General features: G+C 70.3%; 18 protein-coding genes and 1 tRNA gene. 5 read left to right on the plus strand and 14 right to left on the minus strand.

Features of this window, described 5'->3' with window-relative positions:
- Positions 1-36 precede the first annotated feature (36 nt).
- The 6 genes from ACQPZQ_RS00205 to ACQPZQ_RS00230 all read right to left on the minus strand — a co-directional run bounded on the left by ACQPZQ_RS00205 (position 37) and on the right by ACQPZQ_RS00230 (position 7,539).
- Entirely contained in the window at positions 37-1,332 is a 1,296-nt protein-coding gene (locus ACQPZQ_RS00205; RefSeq protein WP_433290754.1) for a serine/threonine-protein kinase, read from the minus strand.
- 100 nt (positions 1,333-1,432) lie between these two features.
- Positions 1,433-2,905: a peptidoglycan D,D-transpeptidase FtsI family protein gene (locus ACQPZQ_RS00210; RefSeq protein WP_433290756.1), complete on the minus strand. Its 1,473-nt coding sequence runs from the start codon at positions 2,903-2,905 to the stop codon at positions 1,433-1,435.
- Positions 2,902-4,341 carry an FtsW/RodA/SpoVE family cell cycle protein gene (locus ACQPZQ_RS00215; RefSeq protein WP_433290758.1) on the minus strand — a complete coding sequence of 480 codons (1,440 nt, stop codon included), beginning with the start codon at positions 4,339-4,341 and terminating at the stop codon, positions 2,902-2,904. Before ACQPZQ_RS00215 ends, ACQPZQ_RS00210 begins: the two co-directional genes overlap by 4 nt.
- Positions 4,341-5,693 (minus strand): PP2C family protein-serine/threonine phosphatase, encoded by a 1,353-nt coding sequence (locus tag ACQPZQ_RS00220; protein WP_433290760.1) that lies wholly within the window; start codon positions 5,691-5,693, stop codon positions 4,341-4,343. Before ACQPZQ_RS00220 ends, ACQPZQ_RS00215 begins: the two co-directional genes overlap by 1 nt.
- Positions 5,694-5,784: 91 nt before the next feature.
- Positions 5,785-6,240, minus strand: a complete 456-nt coding sequence (locus tag ACQPZQ_RS00225; RefSeq protein WP_241041579.1) for an FHA domain-containing protein FhaB/FipA — start codon at positions 6,238-6,240, stop codon at positions 5,785-5,787.
- Between the two features lie 51 nt (positions 6,241-6,291).
- Positions 6,292-7,539, minus strand: a complete 1,248-nt coding sequence (locus tag ACQPZQ_RS00230) for a DUF3662 and FHA domain-containing protein (protein WP_433290763.1) — start codon at positions 7,537-7,539, stop codon at positions 6,292-6,294.
- A 133-nt stretch (positions 7,540-7,672) separates the two neighbouring features.
- Here ACQPZQ_RS00230 and ACQPZQ_RS00235 point away from each other — a divergent pair.
- Positions 7,673-7,758, plus strand: a tRNA-Leu gene (locus ACQPZQ_RS00235).
- Between the two features lie 9 nt (positions 7,759-7,767).
- On the opposite strand, the gene ACQPZQ_RS00240 is transcribed toward ACQPZQ_RS00235, so the two are convergent.
- The 5 genes from ACQPZQ_RS00240 to ACQPZQ_RS00260 all read right to left on the minus strand — a co-directional run bounded on the left by ACQPZQ_RS00240 (position 7,768) and on the right by ACQPZQ_RS00260 (position 12,374).
- Positions 7,768-8,388: a uridine kinase gene (locus ACQPZQ_RS00240; RefSeq protein WP_433290765.1), complete on the minus strand. Its 621-nt coding sequence runs from the start codon at positions 8,386-8,388 to the stop codon at positions 7,768-7,770.
- Positions 8,389-8,453: 65 nt separating this feature from the next.
- On the minus strand, positions 8,454-9,548 hold the full coding sequence (locus ACQPZQ_RS00245) for a thiamine-phosphate kinase (protein WP_433290767.1): 1,095 nt from the start codon (positions 9,546-9,548) through the stop codon (positions 8,454-8,456).
- Positions 9,549-9,609: 61 nt separating this feature from the next.
- Entirely contained in the window at positions 9,610-10,197 is a 588-nt protein-coding gene (gene dcd, locus ACQPZQ_RS00250) for a dCTP deaminase (RefSeq protein ID WP_433290769.1), read from the minus strand.
- The gene (locus ACQPZQ_RS00255) at positions 10,194-10,901 is read right to left on the minus strand and encodes a hypothetical protein (protein ID WP_433290771.1); all 708 of its coding nucleotides are present in this window, start codon (positions 10,899-10,901) and stop codon (positions 10,194-10,196) included. Before ACQPZQ_RS00255 ends, dcd begins: the two co-directional genes overlap by 4 nt.
- Positions 10,902-11,117: 216 nt before the next feature.
- Positions 11,118-12,374 (minus strand): helix-turn-helix domain-containing protein, encoded by a 1,257-nt coding sequence (locus tag ACQPZQ_RS00260; RefSeq protein ID WP_433290772.1) that lies wholly within the window; start codon positions 12,372-12,374, stop codon positions 11,118-11,120.
- Positions 12,375-13,069: 695 nt separating this feature from the next.
- On the opposite strand from ACQPZQ_RS00260, the gene ACQPZQ_RS00265 reads away from it, so the two are divergent.
- Positions 13,070-13,597, plus strand: coding sequence for a hypothetical protein (locus ACQPZQ_RS00265; protein ID WP_433290774.1), 528 nt, complete (start codon positions 13,070-13,072; stop codon positions 13,595-13,597).
- A gap of 64 nt (positions 13,598-13,661) precedes the next feature.
- Here the strand turns inward: ACQPZQ_RS00265 and ACQPZQ_RS00270 are convergent, their stop codons facing one another.
- Complete coding sequence (locus ACQPZQ_RS00270; RefSeq protein WP_433290776.1) at positions 13,662-13,904, minus strand: DUF2630 family protein; 243 nt, start codon at positions 13,902-13,904, stop codon at positions 13,662-13,664.
- 56 nt (positions 13,905-13,960) lie between these two features.
- Here ACQPZQ_RS00270 and ACQPZQ_RS00275 point away from each other — a divergent pair, with 56 nt between their 5' ends.
- The gene (locus ACQPZQ_RS00275) at positions 13,961-14,737 is read left to right on the plus strand and encodes an IclR family transcriptional regulator (protein WP_433290778.1); all 777 of its coding nucleotides are present in this window, start codon (positions 13,961-13,963) and stop codon (positions 14,735-14,737) included.
- A 6-nt stretch (positions 14,738-14,743) separates the two neighbouring features.
- On the opposite strand, the gene ACQPZQ_RS00280 is transcribed toward ACQPZQ_RS00275, so the two are convergent.
- On the minus strand, positions 14,744-15,577 hold the full coding sequence (locus ACQPZQ_RS00280; protein ID WP_433290780.1) for an LLM class F420-dependent oxidoreductase: 834 nt from the start codon (positions 15,575-15,577) through the stop codon (positions 14,744-14,746).
- A gap of 93 nt (positions 15,578-15,670) precedes the next feature.
- Between ACQPZQ_RS00280 and ACQPZQ_RS00285 the strand changes: the two genes are divergently transcribed.
- Complete coding sequence (locus ACQPZQ_RS00285; RefSeq protein ID WP_433290782.1) at positions 15,671-16,789, plus strand: 5-methyltetrahydropteroyltriglutamate--homocysteine S-methyltransferase; 1,119 nt, start codon at positions 15,671-15,673, stop codon at positions 16,787-16,789.
- 12 nt (positions 16,790-16,801) lie between these two features.
- Here the strand turns inward: ACQPZQ_RS00285 and ACQPZQ_RS00290 are convergent, their stop codons facing one another.
- Positions 16,802-17,497 carry a haloacid dehalogenase type II gene (locus ACQPZQ_RS00290; protein ID WP_433290784.1) on the minus strand — a complete coding sequence of 232 codons (696 nt, stop codon included), beginning with the start codon at positions 17,495-17,497 and terminating at the stop codon, positions 16,802-16,804.
- Positions 17,498-17,571: 74 nt separating this feature from the next.
- Between ACQPZQ_RS00290 and ACQPZQ_RS00295 the strand changes: the two genes are divergently transcribed.
- A complete protein-coding gene (locus ACQPZQ_RS00295) occupies positions 17,572-18,285 on the plus strand; it encodes a class I SAM-dependent methyltransferase (RefSeq protein ID WP_433290786.1) in 714 nt (237 codons plus the stop codon).
- Positions 18,286-18,327 lie beyond the last annotated feature (42 nt).

Raw genomic sequence — 18,327 nt, forward strand, 5'->3', positions numbered from 1 at the left:
GGGCCACCTGAGCGCCAGGCCGTCGATTTGACGGGTTCACCGGAAAATCTCTGGGTTGAACGCCCGGTCGGCCACCGCCGGTCCGGCCAGGATGCCCTCCCGGCTCGACACCGTACCGGTCGAGCGGCCCAACGGGTCGGGATCCGGTAACTGTTGGTCGCGAAGGCCACGAACGATGAAGATCCCGATCGCCACAGCGGCCATGGTGAGGAGTACGAACAGCACGAGCAGCAATGTCCGCCCGGAACGGGCCTTGGGCTGGAGTCGTAGTGGCTCGGTGCGAGGTGCAGGCCCCGGAGACGGCGCGGATGGCGACGGCGTCGGCCGCGTGGACTTCGGGCGGCGCGCCGGCTTGCGCGACTTGCGGTCCTGCCCGGACTTGGCCTTCGGACTCGGTGTGACGAGCGTGACCGCCGGCCGCGCGCGCGACGGAGTGGAGGGCGATCTGGTGGTGATGACCGGCGTGGCGCCGCTCACCGAGGCCGGCTCCGGTAGCGGCTCGCCACGCCGGACGGCCCCGACGGCAAGGGCCAGCTCACCGCCGGTGCCGTAGCGCTGCTTCGGGTCCTTGACGAGCACCGACTCGATGAGCTCGCGCGCGGCCCGCGGAACCGTGGCGGGAAGCGGCGGCGGCTGCTCCCTGACCTGCATCATCGCCACCGCGACCGCGCTCTCCGCGCGGAACGGCCGGTGGCCGGCGAGACACTCGTACCCGACGATCCCCAGCGAGTAGACGTCGCCGGCGGGGCCGGCCTCGGAACCGCTGGCCTGCTCCGGAGCGATGTAGTGGGCGGTGCCCATCACCATCCCGGATCGGGTGACCGGCACGGCGTCCGCGGCCTTCGCGATGCCGAAGTCGGTGAGCTTCACCAGGCCGTCGTTGCGGACGAGGATGTTGCCCGGCTTCACGTCCCGGTGCACGAAACCCCGCTCGTGGGCCGCCTGCAGCGCCCACGCCGCCTCCTCGAGGAGGCGCAGCGTCTCGTCGGGCTCGATGGGGCCGCGCGAGATGAGAGTGGACAGCGGCTCGCCGCGCACCAGCTCCATCACGAGATACGCGGTGCGCCGGCCACCGGGCCCGTCGTCCTCGCCGTAGTCGTGAACAGCGGCGATGCCGGTGTGGTCGAGCGACGCGACGGTGCGAGCCTCGATGCGGAAGCGGTGCAGGAACTCGGGATCGTCGGAGAGCTCCGGGCGCAGCACCTTGACGGCGACGCTGCGGCCCAGGCGGGTGTCGGAGGCCTCCCAGACCTCACCCATCCCCCCGACGGCGATGCGGCGGTCGAGCTGGTAACGGTCGGCGATCTTCTGCCCGGCGGCGAGAACCGTCACAGATGCTCCTCGCGGGCGCTCGTCGGCGAAGTAGGGCCGGAGATCGCCCCGTGGGTCGGGACGATCGCCGACATGGTGACGTATGCGTACCCACATCGCCTCATTGCCCACCCCCGAGCGCGGCGCGGATCACAGCACGGCCGATGGGGGCGGCGACAGCGCCGCCGGTGGCTGCCAGGTCGTTCGGGTCGCCGCCGGACTCCACGAGCACGGCCACCGCGACCTGGGGATTGTCGGCGGGCGCGAACCCGACGTACCAGACGTGGGGCGGCGTGTTCTTGGGGTCGTTGCCGTGCTCCGCCGTGCCGGTCTTGGCCGCGATCTGCACTCCGGTGATCTTGCCAGCACCCGAGTAGCTGTTCTCGTTGTTGACCATGAGCTCGGTGAGCGTGCGCGCCACCGACGGATCGATCGCGCGCCCGAGCCGGTCCGGCTCCGTGGTCGCGACGGGGTCGAGCTCCTGGCTCTGGACTTCCTTGACCAGGTAGGGGGCCATGACCTGGCCACCGTTGGCGATGGTGGCCACGATCATCGCGTTCTGCAGCGGGGTGAGCGCCACGTCCCGCTGCCCGATCGAGGACTGCTGCAGCGCGGCCGTGTCGGGGATGTCGCCGATCGTGGACGGCGCCACCTGCATCGGGATCGAGAGGCTCTGGCCGATCCCGAACGCGTTGGCCTGGTCACGGATCGCCTGCTCGCCCAGGTCGGCGCCCAGCTGGGCGAAGGCGGTGTTGCAGGAACGCTGGAGTGCATCGCGCAGGCTCGCCGTGGCCGACGTGCCGCACGCGTTGCCGTTGAAGTTCTCCAGCGTGGTGTTGGTGCCCTGCAGCGTGATCCGCGGCGCCGCGGTGAGCTGGCTGTCGGGTGTGAAACGACCGCTGCTGAGCGCGGCGGCTGTGTCGATGAGCTTGAACGTGGAGCCCGGCGGATAGGTCTCGGAGATCGCCCGGTTGATCAGCGGCGACGGTTCGGCGTTGTTGTCGGCCTTCCACGCCGCGGTCTGCTGATCCGAGTTGTGGCTCGCCAGCGGGTTCGGATCGAACGACGGCGTGGAGGCCATGGCGAGGATCTCGCCGGTCTGCGGGCGGATCGCCACCACGGAGCCGGTGTAGCCCTTGCGCTCCAACTGGTCGTACGCGGTCTGCTGGACGTCGGGGTCGATCGTGAGCACGACGTTGCCGCCACTCGGGTCGCGACCGGTGATCAGGTCGGAGAGCCTGCGGCCGAAGAGCCGGTCGTCGCTGCCGTTGAGCACGGAGTCGGACGCACGCTCGATGCCGCTCGAGCCGAAGATGACCGAGTAGTAGCCGGTGACGGGCGCGTAGACCGGACCGTCGGCGTACTGGCGCTGGTAGCGCAGCCGGTCGTCGGTCTCGACACTGCTGGCGAGGATCTGCCCGTCGGCCTGGATCTGACCGCGCTTGCGGGAGTACTCGGCGAGCAGCACACGCTGGTTGCGCGGGTCGTTGCGGTAGTCGCCTGCCTTGACCACCTGCACGTACGTCAGGTTGGACATCAGCAGCAGGATCATCACCATCACCGCGATGGCGACGCGGCGGACGGGAGTGTTCATCGCGGACGCTCCACCAGCTCGGTGCCGGCCTCCGCGATGGGCGGTAGCGGGGTGGCCGGGCGGCGGGGCAGCGGTGCCCGTGCGGCGTGGGAGATCCTCAGCAGGAGCGCCACCAGTGCGTAGTTGGCGACGAGCGAGGACCCTCCGTAGGACAGGAAGGGCAGGGTCAGGCCGGTCAGCGGGATGAGCTTCGACGCCCCGCCGATGACGATGAAGATCTGCAGCGCGAGCGCGAACGCCAGGCCGGTGGCGAGCAGCTTGCCGAAGCTGTCACGCACGGCCAGCGCGCTGCGCAGCCCCCGGGTGATCAGCACGAGGTAGACCACCAGGATCGCGGCCAGCCCGATCAGCCCCAGCTCCTCACCCAGCGAGGAGAGCATGAAGTCGCTCTCCGCGAATGGCACGAGATCGGGGCGGCCTGCGCCGAGACCCGTGCCACCGACCCCACCCGTGCCGAGGCTGAACAACGCCTGCCCGATCTGGAACCCGGTGTTGTTGAAGTCGGCGAAGGGGTCCATCCAGACCTGCACGCGCACGCGGACGTGGCCGAACAGCTGGTAGGCGATCACACACCCGGCGAAGAAGAACGCCAGGCCGATGAGCATCCACGACACGCGTTCGGTGGTCACGTAGAGCAGCACCAGCAGGATGCCGAAGAACAGCAGCGACGTGCCGAGGTCGCGCTCGAGCACGAGCACGCCCACGGACAGGCCCCATGCGAGCAGCAGCGGAGCGAGGTCGCGGGCGCGCGGCAGCTCCATGCCCACGAACCGGCGCCCAGCCGTGGTGAACAGGTCGCGCTTCTGCACGAGGAACGCCGCGAAGAAGACGATCAGCAGGATCTTGGCGAACTCACCGGGCTGGATGCCGACCGGACCGATCCTGATCCACAGCTTCGCCCCGTTGACCTCGGAGATCGACGACGGCAGCAGCCCGGGCAGGGCCAGCAGCACGATGCCGACGAAACCCGCGGTGTAGCCGTAGCGCGCCAGCGTGCGGTGGTCGCGCACCGTCCACAGGACGGCGACGAAGAGCGCGAGACCGACGGCGGTCCAGGCGATCTGTCTGCCGATGAGCTCGGTGGGCGCGCTCCTGCCCAACGCGAGCGCCTGGTCGATCTCGGCCAGGTCGAGCCGATGGATCATCACCAGACCCAGCCCGTTGAGCAGCGCAACGCAGGGCAGGATCAGCGGGTCGGCGTACGGGGCGAACTTGCGCACCGCGAAGTGCGCGATCGTGAACAACCCCAGGTATGCGAGGCCGACGAACACCAGCACCCGGGTGAGTTCCTGCTCCTGGTTCGCCTCGACCAGCACGAGCGCACTCGTCACGAGTACTGCCGCGAACGCCAACAGCACGAGCTCGATGCCGCGACCGGTGGGCAGCGGCGCCGGGGTGGGCGGTGCCGCGTCGGTACGCAGGTCGGGTGCTGCCATCAGCTCACCGACCGGCAGGTAGTTCCCGGTTCGGGTGCCGGTGTCGGCAGCGGGGTGGTGTCGACGGGCGGCGGAGGCGCTTCGGGGGCTCCCCCCGCCACAACGGGCGCCCCGGGAGGGGCAGGCGGCGCGGGAGGGGGCGGAGGGGGCGGGGGTGGCGGGCAGGGCTCCAGCATGCGGGAACGCAGCCGGTCGACGACGCCGCGGGCGCCGGGGAGCCCGTCAAGGGCGGTGATCCCGGCGCGGACGGAGCTCCGGTCCGCCTCGGGCAGGTCGTCGAGCTTGATGTCGGTGTGCTCGGCCACCTTGTGCAGGGGGACACCGAGCACTTCCCCGCGCACTCCCTGGAAGATCGAGACCAGTTGCGCGTCCGCGCTCACGTAGTACTGCTGAAGTACCCACATACGGGCTAACACGGCCCCGCCGACGAGTACGGCGACAACCGTGACGAGACCCACCACGAGTCGTACGCGGGAGCGACGTGGCGGTGCCTTCGTGGTGGCCAGCACGCGCTGGGGTGCGACGCGGGTGAGGGTGGTGGCCGACGCGCGCGCCGCCGCCGAGTCGGGGGGCGGGCCGTCCTCGGTGCCGTCGCCCACCGACCCGCCGATGATCGGGGCGTCCTCCCCGAACTCGATGTCGACGACGTCGGCGACGATGCAGGTGATGTTGTCCGGGCCACCACCACGTAGCGCCAGCTCGATCATGCGATCGGCGCACTCCCGCGGGTCGCGGTAGGCCTGGAGGGTGTCGGCCAGCGTCTCGTCGCTCACCACACCCGACAGCCCGTCGGAACAGAGCAGGTAGCGATCGCCGGCGCGGGCTTCGCGGATCGTGAGCGACGGGTCGACGTCCTGACCGGTGATGGCGCGCAGCAGCAGCGAGCGCTGCGGGTGCGTGTGCGCCTCCTCCTCGGTGATCCGGCCCTCGTCGATGAGCGACTGGACGAACGTGTCGTCCTTGGTGATCTGGGTGAAGACACCTTCGCGCAGCTGGTAGGCGCGCGAGTCGCCGATATGCACCAGGCCGAGGCGCGATCCCGCGAACAGGATGGCCGTCAGGGTGGTGCCCATGCCGTCGAGGTCGGGCGCGTCGGCGACGTGCCGGGTGATCGCGGCGTTGCCTTCGACGGTGGCGTCGCGCAGCTCGGCGAGCAGGTCGTCGCCCGGGTCGTCCTCGTCGAGGGGAGCCAGAGCGGAGATCACCAGCGACGACGCGACCTCGCCGGCGGCGTGTCCGCCCATGCCGTCGGCGAGCGCCAGCAGACGGGGCCCGGCGTAGACGGCGTCCTGGTTGTTCTGCCGGACGAGCCCGCGGTCGCTGCGGGCGGAGTAGCGCAGGACAAGCGTCATCTCAGCGCTCCGCCAATACGTTCAGGGCAGATCGACCGGCGAGGCTCACCCCGGTCGGACACCGGAGTGTGCGGGTGCAGCGTGGGCCGGCTCATGACCGAAGCTCGATCACCGTCTTGCCGATGCGGACAGGGACTCCCAGGGGAACCCGGGTAGGTCCGGTGACCTTAGCCCGATCAAGGTAGGTGCCATTCGTCGACCCGAGGTCTTCGACGTACCACTCTTCTCCCTGCATGGCGATGCGCGCATGCCGGGTGGACGCATAGTCGTCGTCCAGCACCAACGTCGAGTCGTCGGCCCGGCCGATGAGGATCGGCCGGGAATCCAGCGACACGCGCGTTCCCGCCAGCGCTCCCTGCGTCACGAGCAGCTGGCGGGCCGTGCGTCCACGCCCGGTCCGGGTGATGGTCCGCCCGCCGGGGACCAGGGCCCGAAGGCCGGACGCGGCGTACAGATCGGAGCGCACCACCCGGAGCGCGACCAGCACGAACAGCCAGAGGAGGGCGAGGAAGCCCGCCCTGGTCAGCTGCAGCACCAACTCCGGCACTCGCGGCGAACTCCGTTCTCTCCGGTTTGCTGATTCTCGAGCTCGCCGCGGTTACTGCGTGCGGAAGATGAGGCTCGAGTGCCCGACCCGGATGACGTCGCCGTCGTTGAGCTGCCAGGTCTGGACGGGGTTGCCGTTGACAGTGGTTCCGTTGGTGGAACCGAGGTCGGTCAGTGTGGCGGACTGACCATCCCAGTTGATCTCCAGGTGTCGACGCGACACGCCGGTGTCGGGCAGCCGGAACGCTGAGTCCTGGCCGCGCCCGATGACGTGGCTGCCCTGGGTGAGGTCGTAGGTGCGACCCGAGCCGTCGTCCAGGCTGAGCGAGGCCGACAGACCCTGCTGGCCGTAGCCGCCGTAGCCGCCGCCCTGCTGGCCGTAGCCGCCCTGGTCGTAGCCGCCGTCGTAGCCCTGCTCGTACTGCTGCTGCTGGCCGTAGCCGCCCTGCTGGTAGCCGCCCTGCTGGTAGCCGGGGTCATAGCCCGGCTGCTGGCCGCCGTACCCGGGCTGGGCGTAGCCCTGCTGGCCGTAGCCGCCCTGGTCGTAACCACCCTGAGGGGGGTAGCCGCCGCCACCGGGCTGCTGGCCGTAGCCGCCCTGGTCGTAGCCGCCCTGCTGGGGGCCGCCGTAGCCGCCGCCCTGCTGCGGGTAGCCGCCGCCCTGCTGCTGGCCGTAGCCGCCCTGCTGGGGGTGGCCGCCCTGCTGCGGGTAGCCCGGCTGCTGCCCGTATCCGGGCTGCTGCTGCTCGCCTTGGTCGTAGCCCCCCTGGCGCTGGTCGTAGGCGGGCGGGGCGTAGGTCTGCTGCCCGTATCCGCCGGGGGCACCACGGTCATAGCCGTACTGCCCGTTCTCCTCGGGGTGGCCCGGTTGCTGGCTCATGGGTGCTTCTCCTGCGTCGCGTGCTCGGATGGCGTCCCGGCGGGAAGCGTCGGGGTCCACGGACGAGCGGGTGCGGAACTGTCCCGTGTGCAGCGCATCGGAGCGCTCCAGAAAGACTACGACGTCGCCGTAGGTGTCCCATCCCTGGTCGGCGAGTTGTTCGGTGACCGAGGCGGACAGCGAGTTCACGATCTCCGCTCGGTCGCCGGCCATGCGATCGAGATCGGAAGGGCTGAGCAGCACAGTGAACCGGTTGGGCGCCAGCAGGCGCCCTCCGGCGAGCTCCTCGATATGGCCTTCGGCTTCCCTGAGCAGCGCTTGCACAACTTCTTGGGGAACGACGCTGCCACCGAAGACCCGCGCGAAGGCATCGCCCACCAGTCCCTGGAGACGGCGTTCGAACCTGTCTACGCGGCCCACCCGATCTTCCTCCGTTCGCATCGGCGTGTTGCTGGCAGCGCAGATCGTATCTGTGCTAGCCAGCGGCGCCACGACCCCCGACCCGGGCCCCTGATCAGACCCCTCGGAGGGCGTGCTAGTTTCAGTTCTGCCAGGGCGAGTGGCGGAATGGCAGACGCGCACGGTTCAGGTCCGTGTGTCCGTAAGGACGTGAGGGTTCAACTCCCTCCTCGCCCACCAACACCTCCTTCATACCCGTCGTACCGCTGGCCGGTCCGGATGGTCGGCCAGCACCAGAAGGTCCGCCGATCCCTCTGGATCACGTTCGGCGGAATACCGCGTGTAAGCCGGGAGTGTCCACCGCTCCTCGTCAGTGATCACGCGCGCCAGAGCCGCAGGGTTCACTCGCAGGTGCACGCTCATGTCGAGCGGCAGCCCGCGCCCGAGTAGCAAGGCGCCCGCGAGCACCACCACGCCGTCCGGCGGGAGCTGGATGTACCCGTCCCGGTAAGCGCGGTCCGCAGCGGCGTCCCACAGCCGCGGCAGCACCCGTCCCGAGCCCTCCGGCCCGGCGGGGTCCAACACCTCGCGCCGCAACCCACCGACGTCCAACCAGCCGTCGAGGAACTCGTCCGGATCCTCGCGGCCGTACTCCAGCCGCACGGAAGCGGGCCGCAGGAAATCGTCGGCCGACACCACCGCCACGGCCCGGCCGAGCTCCCGCAACCGGACGGCCACCCGCTCGGCCAACACGATCGGCCGGGCCGGCGGAGGTCCATCGAGAGCTAGCCGGACCCGCTCGGGTCGGTCCGCGACGAGCTGCGCCACTTCCTCGACGAGCACGTCGGGACTGACCGGAGTGATCTGCACCTGTCGATGTTCCCCGAGTAGACCGGACAGCGCACCCTGTGGGCCCCCGCGCCTTCAGCCGGTTCTCAAGCGCATCCCACGGCTTGGCTCTGCTCCTTCATCCAGCTGATGTGCGCGTCGATGCCGTCGCCGTGCCACGAGCGCGCAGTGAACCGCTCCTGGTCTACGCCCTGCCACGTCATCGGGCCGTTCTCCGACCGCACCAGGAGCTTTTCGGTATCGGAGGTGAGCGTTCCGACGCGGCGGGCGCTGAAGTTCCGTTTGCGGAGCGCCCGCAGCGCGTACGCCGCCTGCCGGTGTCCTACGGCGACCAGGAGACACCAGTCACCCCAGTTCTGTCCGAGCTGAAGGCTGCTCACCCCGGACTGATCGCAGACGTCCTTCAGAACGTCGTCGAGCTCGATCTCCGGCTCCATGACGGCCCCGAGACCGTTGGCGGCTGCGAGGAGGCGGACGGCGGCGAAAAGGCCGTCAGAGACGTCGATAGCGGCCTTCGCGAGGCCATGCCGGGCCAGTAGCCGCGCGGCCTTCAACTGCGCGACTGGCCTACGTGCGCGCTCCAAGATCTGCAGCCGAACGTCAACGGGGACGTCGGCGTGGCCGCGGCTCAAGAGGGCCGCGCTCCACAGGTAGCCGGGGTTTCCGACCAGGATCAGCGCGTCCTTGGCCCGCGCGCCCCGGCGGCTCAGCCTTCCGCTGCTCCACCGGCCGCGCATGAAGTTTCGCGGGAGAGTCCTGCCGATCGCGGTGGCGGACAGCTGGCGCACTGTGCCGTCCCGGATGTCGCCTCCCAGCACACGTGTGCCGTGAAACTTCGCGCACGCGTCGACTCCCTCGATGATCCTCTTGAGATCGCCCACCGGGGTGTCCGAGGGAAGCGTGTAGTTCACGACGAGCCCCTCGGGGAGTGCGCCTGCTGCCGCGAGGTCGGACAGGTTGATCGTCGCGAGAAGCCACCCCACGTAGTAGAGGTCGGGCTCGCCGATCCGCTCCAGGAGCGGGGTGGGGCACGAATCGGTGGTGACCACGAGGCCGTGGCCGAAGTCGGCGCAGTCGTCCCCGAACGAGGGGACGTCGCGGTACCGCGGCTCGATCACCTCGTCGTAGATCCGGCGTTCACCCAGGTCTGCCAGCGAGATCGTCGCATCGGTGTCGACCACGACCTCCGGATCCGGGGAATCGATACCCCGCGTAACGGCTGAGATCGCGCCTGACGCGCTGTCAGCCGACATGGTGCTCAGCCAAGCGGGAAGCCCGGACCAGCACGTCTCGGGAATAGTTGGCGGGCATCTCGGGGTACGGCCGCTCGACGGGGCTGCATCGCAACAGCATCAGGTTGCCGATGCGTGTTCCCGGCCGGAGGAAGACCGCTCGCGAAAGATGCGAGACGATCTCCAGGGTGAGGATCGCGCCGCCGTCGATGTCGGACCCGTAGCCGGGGCTGACCTGATGGGAGAGAACCACGCTGATGCCGAGCCGGGCGTAGTCCGACGTGCCGTCGACGAGGCCGGCGATCCCGGTGGGCAATGAGATCCGCTCCAGAGTGGGGGCGAGCATCACCTCGCCAGGGTCGAGGCGGAGCCGTCCCTCGCCGTCCGGATCCCGCGTGACGAGCGTGGGGTAGGTGGTGGCGTCAGCCACGTCGACCTCGGTGTCGGAACGGAGCACCGAGGCCTCGAACCCGAGTCGCAAACTCAGCGCGGCCGGTCGCAGGAGTTCGGGGTCGAAAGGATCGATCCCCAACTCGTGGCTGTCGTAGGCGGCGCGGATCTCGCGATCGGAGAGGATCCCGAGGCCGGGTGCACTCAAAACTGTCCCCCCGGTCCGTCCGGTGCGTTCAGCATGTCGCGCACGAGTTTCCGGACGTCATCGGCGCTGATCGGGATGCCCGGCTGATCGGCCTGCTGCCCGGGGGCGCAGTAGACGAGCGTCGACTCCATCTTGGGGGGGCCCTGGACGAGCAGGGTGGCGACCAGCGAGGTGCCGAGCGGCTCGATCGTGTGGATCACGTCGGTGGTGACGTCGTAGATCTCGTGTGTCGAGATCGTCCGTTTTTTCGTGCCCGTCAACCCGGTGGGGACGTCCGAGATCAGAACGGCGTCGATCCCCCCACCCGTGTAGCGATGGCGGTGGAACGGTGCGCCGTCGGTTGATTCTTCGTACTCGGCATTGACGAGTCCGTCGCCGCCCAGCACGGAGGACGCGAAGTCCCAGCGGTGGCTGTGGGGGTTCGGCTCACCACGCCGGCCAGTTCCCTCCGGCCAGATGTGCAGCCTGATGCGGAAGTCCGGGGTGGCGTGCAGCACGAGCTTGGCGAAGCCGTTGGGATGCCAGTACGAGCGTGCCGCGCAGCGTGCCGCCCGCTCCTCGTCGTCGAACGAGATGAGCCACGCCGCGAGAGCCGGAGGGTCATCGAGGAGCGTTTTGAGGGCCGCGCGGAGCAGCGTGGTGTCCGCGGCGTGACCGGCCAGCAACCCGGTCACAGCATCGAGCGGCGGCGTTGGCGACGCCACCGGGGTAGGGATCAACGCATACTCCGGGGTGAGAAACCCTCTGCAGACATTCGGTAGTCGACCAAACACGCGGCGTGACTGAGTCGAGGCCGGCAGGGTCCAGTCGAAAGGGGGAAGGCGCGCCTGGCCGGTGGGCTGGGGCGACGGTGGATCGGTACCCCGGTGAGGGTGTCCTGCGCGTGGCCGAGCACGCGATGACGAGCTAGCAACGCGCGCCTACCTTAGTGATCTTCGTTGCTCCCCCGCGGCAGTGGGGGTCGCTGTCCCAGCGGCTGGGGCGCCGATGTCCAGGGGGACGGGGGAACTGACGGCGGCTCCTGCCAGCGCGCGAAGGGCGGCGACCGCGTCGTGGGTCATCCAGCTCGGGAGCCTGCCGTCGGCACGCCAGACCCACAGATGATGGCTCGGGGAGTAGGTGTTCCACACCGTCTTGACCGCGGCGTTGAGCCGCTGCGGAGGGACGCCGTCGCGGCCGGCCAGCGCGCGAACCACCCAGGCCGCGGTGAAATGGTTGACCGAGATGTCGGCCGCCTTGTTGCCCGGATCGGGTTCCAGCAGCTCAGTGGTGCCGTCGTCCTCCTTGGAGCGGGCGACGATCCACCGCGTCCCCATGTCGACAGCCTCGTCCACGTCGGTGCGTGACCGAGCCCCCCTCGCGAGGCGGAGCACCGTGGTGGCCCTTGCGGTGTGAGCCAACGATGGCTCCAGCAGTTCGGGAGGCGCCGCCGCGTTCGCCGGCCAGAGCAGGGCGTCGCCAACCGGCATGCGCGCTTCGAGCAGGGCGTCGACCAGGTCGTCGACGAACCGCGCCTCGGGCCGGATCGCGAGCACGGCCTCGAGTACCACGCTCAGGACGTAGGGCCGGGAGCGCGTGAGGTCGTCGACGCTCTGCCCCAGCTTCTCGATCTCGGAGTCGACGTCTGTCAGCATCCCGAGGCGCGCGAGCGCCGAAAGGACCACCGACGTGACCTCGGGACGACCCTGAAGGACGACCCGGTTCGTCCAGCCGCCGTCGTTCCTGCGCTCCACGAGTGCCCGGCCAAGGGCGTGCAGATCGACCTGGGCGTCGTCGATCTGCTGCAGCGTGCGGATCACGAACGCCGTGCTGAGCGGAGTGGGCCGGTTGCCGACGAGGTTGTGCGCCCAGCCGAGCGGGCGACCTTCCGGGTCCTTGTGCATCTTGTCGACCAGCGCTCGCGCCACGTCGGCGAAGACGTCGCCGACCGAACGGAAGGCGCGCGGGCTCGGCAGTATGCCGCCCCGGCGAGCCCCGTCCGCCAATGCGACGAGAGCCCCGCGCGCGCCGTAGATCTCGTCCAGTCGCTGCGTGTGCTCAGCGGAGGGCAGATGCCGGCCGCCCTCCCACTGGGCGAGGCTGGCTCGCTGCACCCCGAGCTGCTCCGCGACAGCCCGTTGGGTGAGCCCCAGTCGCTCTCGCCGGGACTTCAGCTCTTCGCCGAGTCGCGGTGCCACGGTTGATCCCCGATCTTCGCGGTGCGGATCACGGTCGAGTCCGTTAGCCTACAAGTAGGTAAAGAGCACGCCTGTGTTACCTACTGGGTTAGGTAGGTAGGCTAGATGAACCTTACCGCACGTGGGCACGGGGGCCCCGCAGGCCTTGCAGTGAGTCCGGCATGCCCTCATGGGCCTTGCTCGGGGCGGCCAACCAGCCGCGCGCCCCCTTGTTCGGGGGCGCCACATCCAGCGGCTGGATGTGGATGTGAAACAGGGGCGCGCCGCGAACGTTCCAGCGCGCACGGCGCACCCCTGCTGGCGACCGACAGCACGAGCTCGCGCTGTCGGCCAGTGCCGACCGGACGGCAATCCGGTTCAGCGAGCGCTCGATGGATCCGCAGGCACGGAATCGAGGCACCCGACGTGGAAGGTACGCCCGCACGGCCTCGGCGGCGAGGAGCGATTGCCGCCATATTCGACAAGATCGACGATCATGTAACGGCGCGGGCCGACCGCCGCGCCCGGGAGATGGGTCTTCAGATCTCCCGCATCCCCGGTACCCGCACCCAGGTCTACCGCGACAGCCGGTGGGACCTGAGGCAGGAGTGCGCCGACTGCGCCGGATCGGGCCTCGACGGGGCCGCCTCCTGCCCGGTCTGCGAGGGGACCGGGGTGATCACGCCGGCTCCGGCGCCTCAAGCGGGGGAGCCACGATGAGGCGCGACGATGACCGTTGGGAGTTCGACGAGCTCGTGCGGCGGTTCGTTCCACGCCGCCGCAAGCTCAACCCGCTCCTCGTCATCTGGCGCTGGAGGTACGAGCTCGCACTCGGGCTCGGCATTCCCTACGGCTTCAGCGTCCTCGCCGGCGCGATCCACCCGATCGCCGCCGTGGGTCTCGCGCTTGCGGCGGGGGTCGGGTGTGGCTGGTGGCCGCCGGGGCGCCGGGTCGTGGCCGAGGGCACGCAGGTGGTGTTGGTGCAACATCGTCTGCGGGTGGGGATGGTGCAGGCCAACATCATGTCGTGGTCGGGTCGGTTACCTGCGATCCTGTTGTCCAGTCCGCGCCCACGCGGTGTGCGGGTGCTCTTGTGGTGTCCAGCAGGTGTGGACGTGCACGCGTTCCACGCCAACCGGTCGCTGCTCGCGGCGGCGTGCTGGGCTGCTGACGTCGAGATCACCCGGCACCCGACGCGGTCGCAGCTCGTCGTGCTGCTCGTGGTGACGGAGCCCGACCGCTGAGCGGGCAGCCAGGCAGGTGCAGTGCGCCCAGGCCGTGCCGGAACGCGGCCTGGGCTTCCACCAACTACTGGCGGTAGCCCTCCACGACGTCTCCCGACCGCTCCTGGGCCTGGTCGGGGTCGAGGCCTGCGCGGCGACGGGCGTCACGCTGGCGCAGCAGGTCCCAGTAGCGGTCCAGCTGCACGCCGAGCTCTTCCATGCGTTTCTGCTCGGAGTCGGAGAGCGCCTGCCCGACGTGGGCGCGCTCCAGGCGGTGTTCCTCGGCAACCAGCTCGTCGATCCGGCGGTGCAGGTCGTCGTCGTTCATCAGGTGGTCCCCGTCCATAGATGAGGTGCGCGTGACGCACGTTCTACCCGACACTGGTGCCCGTGACACCGGGGCACACCACCGGGTCCTCGATCACCCGGGCGCTCCGGGTCGTCGAGGCGGTTGCCGCCGCGGGCGATGGCGTCACGGCCAAGGCCATCGCGCGGCGCCTCGGTGCCCCGCTCCCCACCGTCTACCGCGCGCTCGGCACGCTCGTCGAGGAGGGCTACCTCGTCCGGCTGCACGACGTGCGCGGTTACGGCCTCGGCTACCGCGTTGCGGAGCTGCACCGCGGCCTCACCGAGCAGGTCCGCCCGCCCGCGCCCGTGCGGGCCGTGCTCCACGAGGTGCACGCCACCACCGGGGCCGCGGCGTACCTCGCCGTCTTCCGCGACGTCGACGTCGTGGTGGCGCACATCGACGACTGCACCGACCACCCGCGCCCCGCGCCGATGCGCGTCGGCGAGCCGACCGAGGCGCACGCCATCGCCGCAGGGAAGGTGATGCTGGCCGATATGCGTCCCGGACGGCTGGCGGAGCTCATCGGCCGCCGCGGGATGCCCCGGCTCGCCCCGCAGACGGTGGGCGATCGCAGGGCCCTGGACCGCGAGCTGATGCGGATCCGGTCCGACGGCGCCGCGGTGGAGGTGGAGGAGTACCAGCCCGGTGTGGCCGGGGTCGCCGCCCCCGTCCGCGGCCCCGGCGGTGAGGTCACCGCGGCGCTCGGCGTGTCGGTCACGCGTGCGGACTTCACCGACAGGCGGTGGGAGCTCGAACGGGTGGTGCGCCACGCGGCCGCCCGGGTGGCGGCCGCCGTGCCCCGTTCCGAGTGAGGTGGGTCAGCCCCGCGCGGCGACGTACTGGTCGAGGTAGGGCAGCACCACGTCGGTGTCACCGTCCGGCAGCAGGAACAGCACGCGGTGGATGCCGGCGCGCTCGGCGGCCTCCAGCACCAGCTTGTCGACGTCGCCTGCGAACAGCGTGACCGTGATGTCCTCACGTCCCGCGTCGCCGGCCCGGCTGCGCAGCTCGGCGAGCCGTGGCGCGAGCGCCTCGACCTCGTCGGGCGTGCTGCCGCGCGGGAGCCAGGCGTCGCCGTGCTCCAGCACCCGGTCGAGCACCGTCGGGCCCTCGCCGCCGATGAGGATCGGAGGCGCGCTCGCCGGCTTGGGCCACGACCAGATCGGGTCGAAGTCGACGAAGCGGCCGTGGAACTCGGCCTCGTCGTTCTCCCAGATCTCCCGCATCGCCGCGATGTGCTCCAGCATCCGGGCGGTGCGGGTGCTCGGGTCGATGCCGTGGTTGGCCATCTCCTCGCGGTTCCACCCGGGCCCGACCCCGAGCTCGAACCGGCCGTTCGCGAGCCGGTCCACGCTCGCGACGGTCTTCGCCAGCCCGATCGGGTTGTGCTGCAGCACCAGCGACACGGCCGTGCCCAGCGCGATCCGTTCGGTCACGGTCGCCATCGCCCCGAGCGCGACGAACGGGTCGAGCGTGTGCGAGTAGCGCCGCGGCAGCTCTGCACCCCCGTGCCACGCCGACTGCCGGCTGGTCGGGATGTGGGTGTGCTCGCAGAGGAAGACGGCATCGAGGTCGCGCTCCTCCACGGCCCTGGCGAGCGTCGGGCCGTCGATGCCGTAGTCGGTCAGGAAGGTGACAACGCCATGCTCCATCTCCCAAGCGTTACACGCGCCTTGTAAAGCCTTCTTCCATCATGTGGAATGTCACGGTCCGAGGAAGGTCATCTCGGCGATACATTGCCGACCATGCATCGACGTAGTGAGCCGCCGTTCCGCGCCGACCACGTCGGGAGCCTGCTCCGCCCCAAAGCCCTGCTCGAGGCGCGGGAACGCTTCGCGGCGGGTGCCCTGGATGCCGACGGGTTGCGCGAGGTCGAGGACAACGCCATCCGCGACGCCGTGGCCATGCAGGAGGAGATCGGCCTGCAGGCGGCCACCGACGGCGAGTACCGCCGCACGTCGTGGCACATGGACTTCATCTACCAGCTCGGCGGCGTCACGAAGACCGACGAGCAGATCCGTGTGCGGATGATCAACGCGGAGGGCGAGGGGGCCTTCACCTCGGCGGGCCTCGCCGTCACCGGCAAGGTGCGGCTCGAAAAGCCGATCTTCGCCGACGCCTACCGCTTCCTGGCGGAGCAGACCACCAACGCCGTGCCGAAGCTGACGATCCCGTCGCCGAGCATGGTGCACTACCGCGGCGGCACGGCGGCGATCGACAAGGGCATCTACCCGGACGTCGAGGAGTTCTGGGCGGACCTCTCCGCGGCCTACGCCGACGAGGTGCGCGCGCTCGCCGACCTCGGCTGCCGCTACCTCCAGCTGGACGACACCAGCCTCGCGTACCTCAACGACCCCGCGCAGCGGGCGGAGATGACCGCCAAGGGCGAGGACGCCGACCACCAGCACCTGCGCTACATCAAGCAGATCAATGCGGCCATCTCGGGGCGACCGGCCGACATGAAGATCACCACGCACATGTGCCGTGGCAACTTCCGCTCGTCCTGGGCGGCGGAGGGCGGCTACGACTTCGTGGCCGAGGCCCTGTTCGGCGAGCTCGACGTCGACGGGTTCTTCTGCGAGTTCGACGACGAGCGCTCCGGCGGGTTCGCGCCCCTGCGGTTCGTGCCGCCGGGCAAGCAGGTGGTGCTCGGGCTCGTCACCACCAAGACCGGCAAGCTCGAGAACGCCGACGACCTCAAGCGCCGCATCGACGAGGCGGCGAAGTACGTGCCGCTCGAGCAGCTCTGCCTGTCCCCGCAGTGCGGCTTCTCCTCCACAGTGGAGGGCAACGCCATCACGCAGGAGGAGCAGGTGGCGAAGCTGCGCCTGATCGTCCAGGTGGCGCAGGACGTCTGGGGCTGATCCAGGCGCAGGTCACGCCCCGAGGCGCTCGGCCAGCTCCGTCAGCGAATCCACGGTGAGGTCCGCCGCCGGGTCCGTGGCCGCAGGTGGCGGGGCCTCGTCGCCGCGTTCGCGCGGCCGGTGGACGTACGCCGTGCGCAGGCCGGCCGCGCGAGCAGCCGCCAGGTCGTCGAGGTGGGCGGCGACCATCAGCACCTGCTCGGGCGGCAGGTCCAGCAACTGCGCCGCGCCGAGGTACGCCTCGGCGTCCGGCTTGTAGTGCCGGAACAGCTCGGCGGAGAGCACGGTGTCCCACGGCAGGCCGCCGTGCTTGGCCATGTCGACGAGGAGCGCGACGTTCCCGTTCGAGAGCGTCGCGATCACGTGCTGTCGCTTCAGGCGCGTCAGACCCTCGACGGAGTCGGGCCAGGGGTCGAGCCGGTGCCAGGCCTGCACCAGCTCAGTACGCACGTCGGACGGGGTGTCCGGCACCCAGAACTCGGTGAGCAGCTCGTCGAGAGAAGCCCGATGCAGCTCGTCCAGGTTCGTCCAGGGCTGCTCCCCGCTGCGCACCCGGTTCATGGACGGGACGTAGCGCCCGCGCCAGGCGTCGGCGAAGGCCTCGGCGTCGACGGCGTCACCGAGCAGCCGGCTCACCTCGCGTGCCACCCCGGTGCGCCAGTCGACGACGGTGCCGAACACATCGAACACAAGAGCATGAACGTCCACGGAGCGAGACTATGGCCCGGCGCGGCCGAGCCGCGTGCTGTCGGTAGGGACGCGCCGACGCTAGGGTCGCCACGGTGGACGACGGCCCCAGAGGGTGGGCCCGGCCGCTGTACGAGCGGGTGCTCGACGCGGCCGGGGCCGGTCCCGGCACCACCCTGCTGGAGCTCGGCTGCGGATCCGGCGAGTTCGCGAGGGCGGCCGTCGAGCGGGGTGCGCTCGTCACGGGGATCGACTCGGACCGCTCTGCCGTCTCGGTTGCGGCCGCTGCCGTGCCCAAGGCCGAGTTCCGTTTCGGCGACGCCCACGACCCGCCGCCAGGTCCGTTCGACGTCGTCGCCGCCGTGCAGTTGCTCTCACACGTCACCAACCCGGTCCTGGTGCTGCGGAGGGCTGCGTCGGTCGGCACCACGGTCGTGGTCACGGTGTGGGGACGTGACGAGGAGTGTGACGTTCGCGCGTTCGGCGAGGCCCTTGCTCAATGGCTCCCGCCGCGCCGCGCCGCGGGTGGTCCGCCGCCGCTGACCGACCCCGACCGGCTGCGGAAGCTCGTCACGCTGGCGGGCCTGCGGGTCGCTGCGCTGCACGAGGTGGTGTGCCCGTTCGACTACGCCGATGCCGACGAGCTGGTCGTTCCCGTGCTCGGCTCGGGGATCGGACGGCGAGCGGCAGCCGCCGCCGGCCCCGACGCGGTCCGCCGGGCCCTCCTCGATCGGCTCGCGTGCCACCGCCTGGCCGACGACAGGTATCGGCTGGAGAACTTGTTCCGGGTCTATACGGTATTGCCCTGAACGGCCATCAGCGACCGTGCTGAGGTTCGCCGTTGTTCGGTC

It is taken from the genome of Pseudonocardia sp. CA-142604 (genome assembly GCF_050948475.1).
Taxonomy (GTDB): Bacteria; Actinomycetota; Actinomycetes; order Mycobacteriales; family Pseudonocardiaceae; genus Pseudonocardia; species Pseudonocardia alaniniphila.

Coding starts and splice junctions, on each gene's coding strand:
- ACQPZQ_RS00210 (WP_433290756.1), bottom strand. CDS start 2,905: ATGAACACTCCCGTCCGCCGCGTCGCCATCGCGGTGATGGTGATGATC.
- ACQPZQ_RS00220 (WP_433290760.1), bottom strand. CDS start 5,693: ATGACGCTTGTCCTGCGCTACTCCGCCCGCAGCGACCGCGGGCTCGTC.
- ACQPZQ_RS00285 (WP_433290782.1), top strand. CDS start 15,671: ATGCATCGACGTAGTGAGCCGCCGTTCCGCGCCGACCACGTCGGGAGC.
- ACQPZQ_RS00280 (WP_433290780.1), bottom strand. CDS start 15,577: ATGGAGCATGGCGTTGTCACCTTCCTGACCGACTACGGCATCGACGGC.
- ACQPZQ_RS00215 (WP_433290758.1), bottom strand. CDS start 4,341: ATGGCAGCACCCGACCTGCGTACCGACGCGGCACCGCCCACCCCGGCG.
- ACQPZQ_RS00270 (WP_433290776.1), bottom strand. CDS start 13,904: ATGAACGACGACGACCTGCACCGCCGGATCGACGAGCTGGTTGCCGAG.
- ACQPZQ_RS00265 (WP_433290774.1), top strand. CDS start 13,070: ATGAGGCGCGACGATGACCGTTGGGAGTTCGACGAGCTCGTGCGGCGG.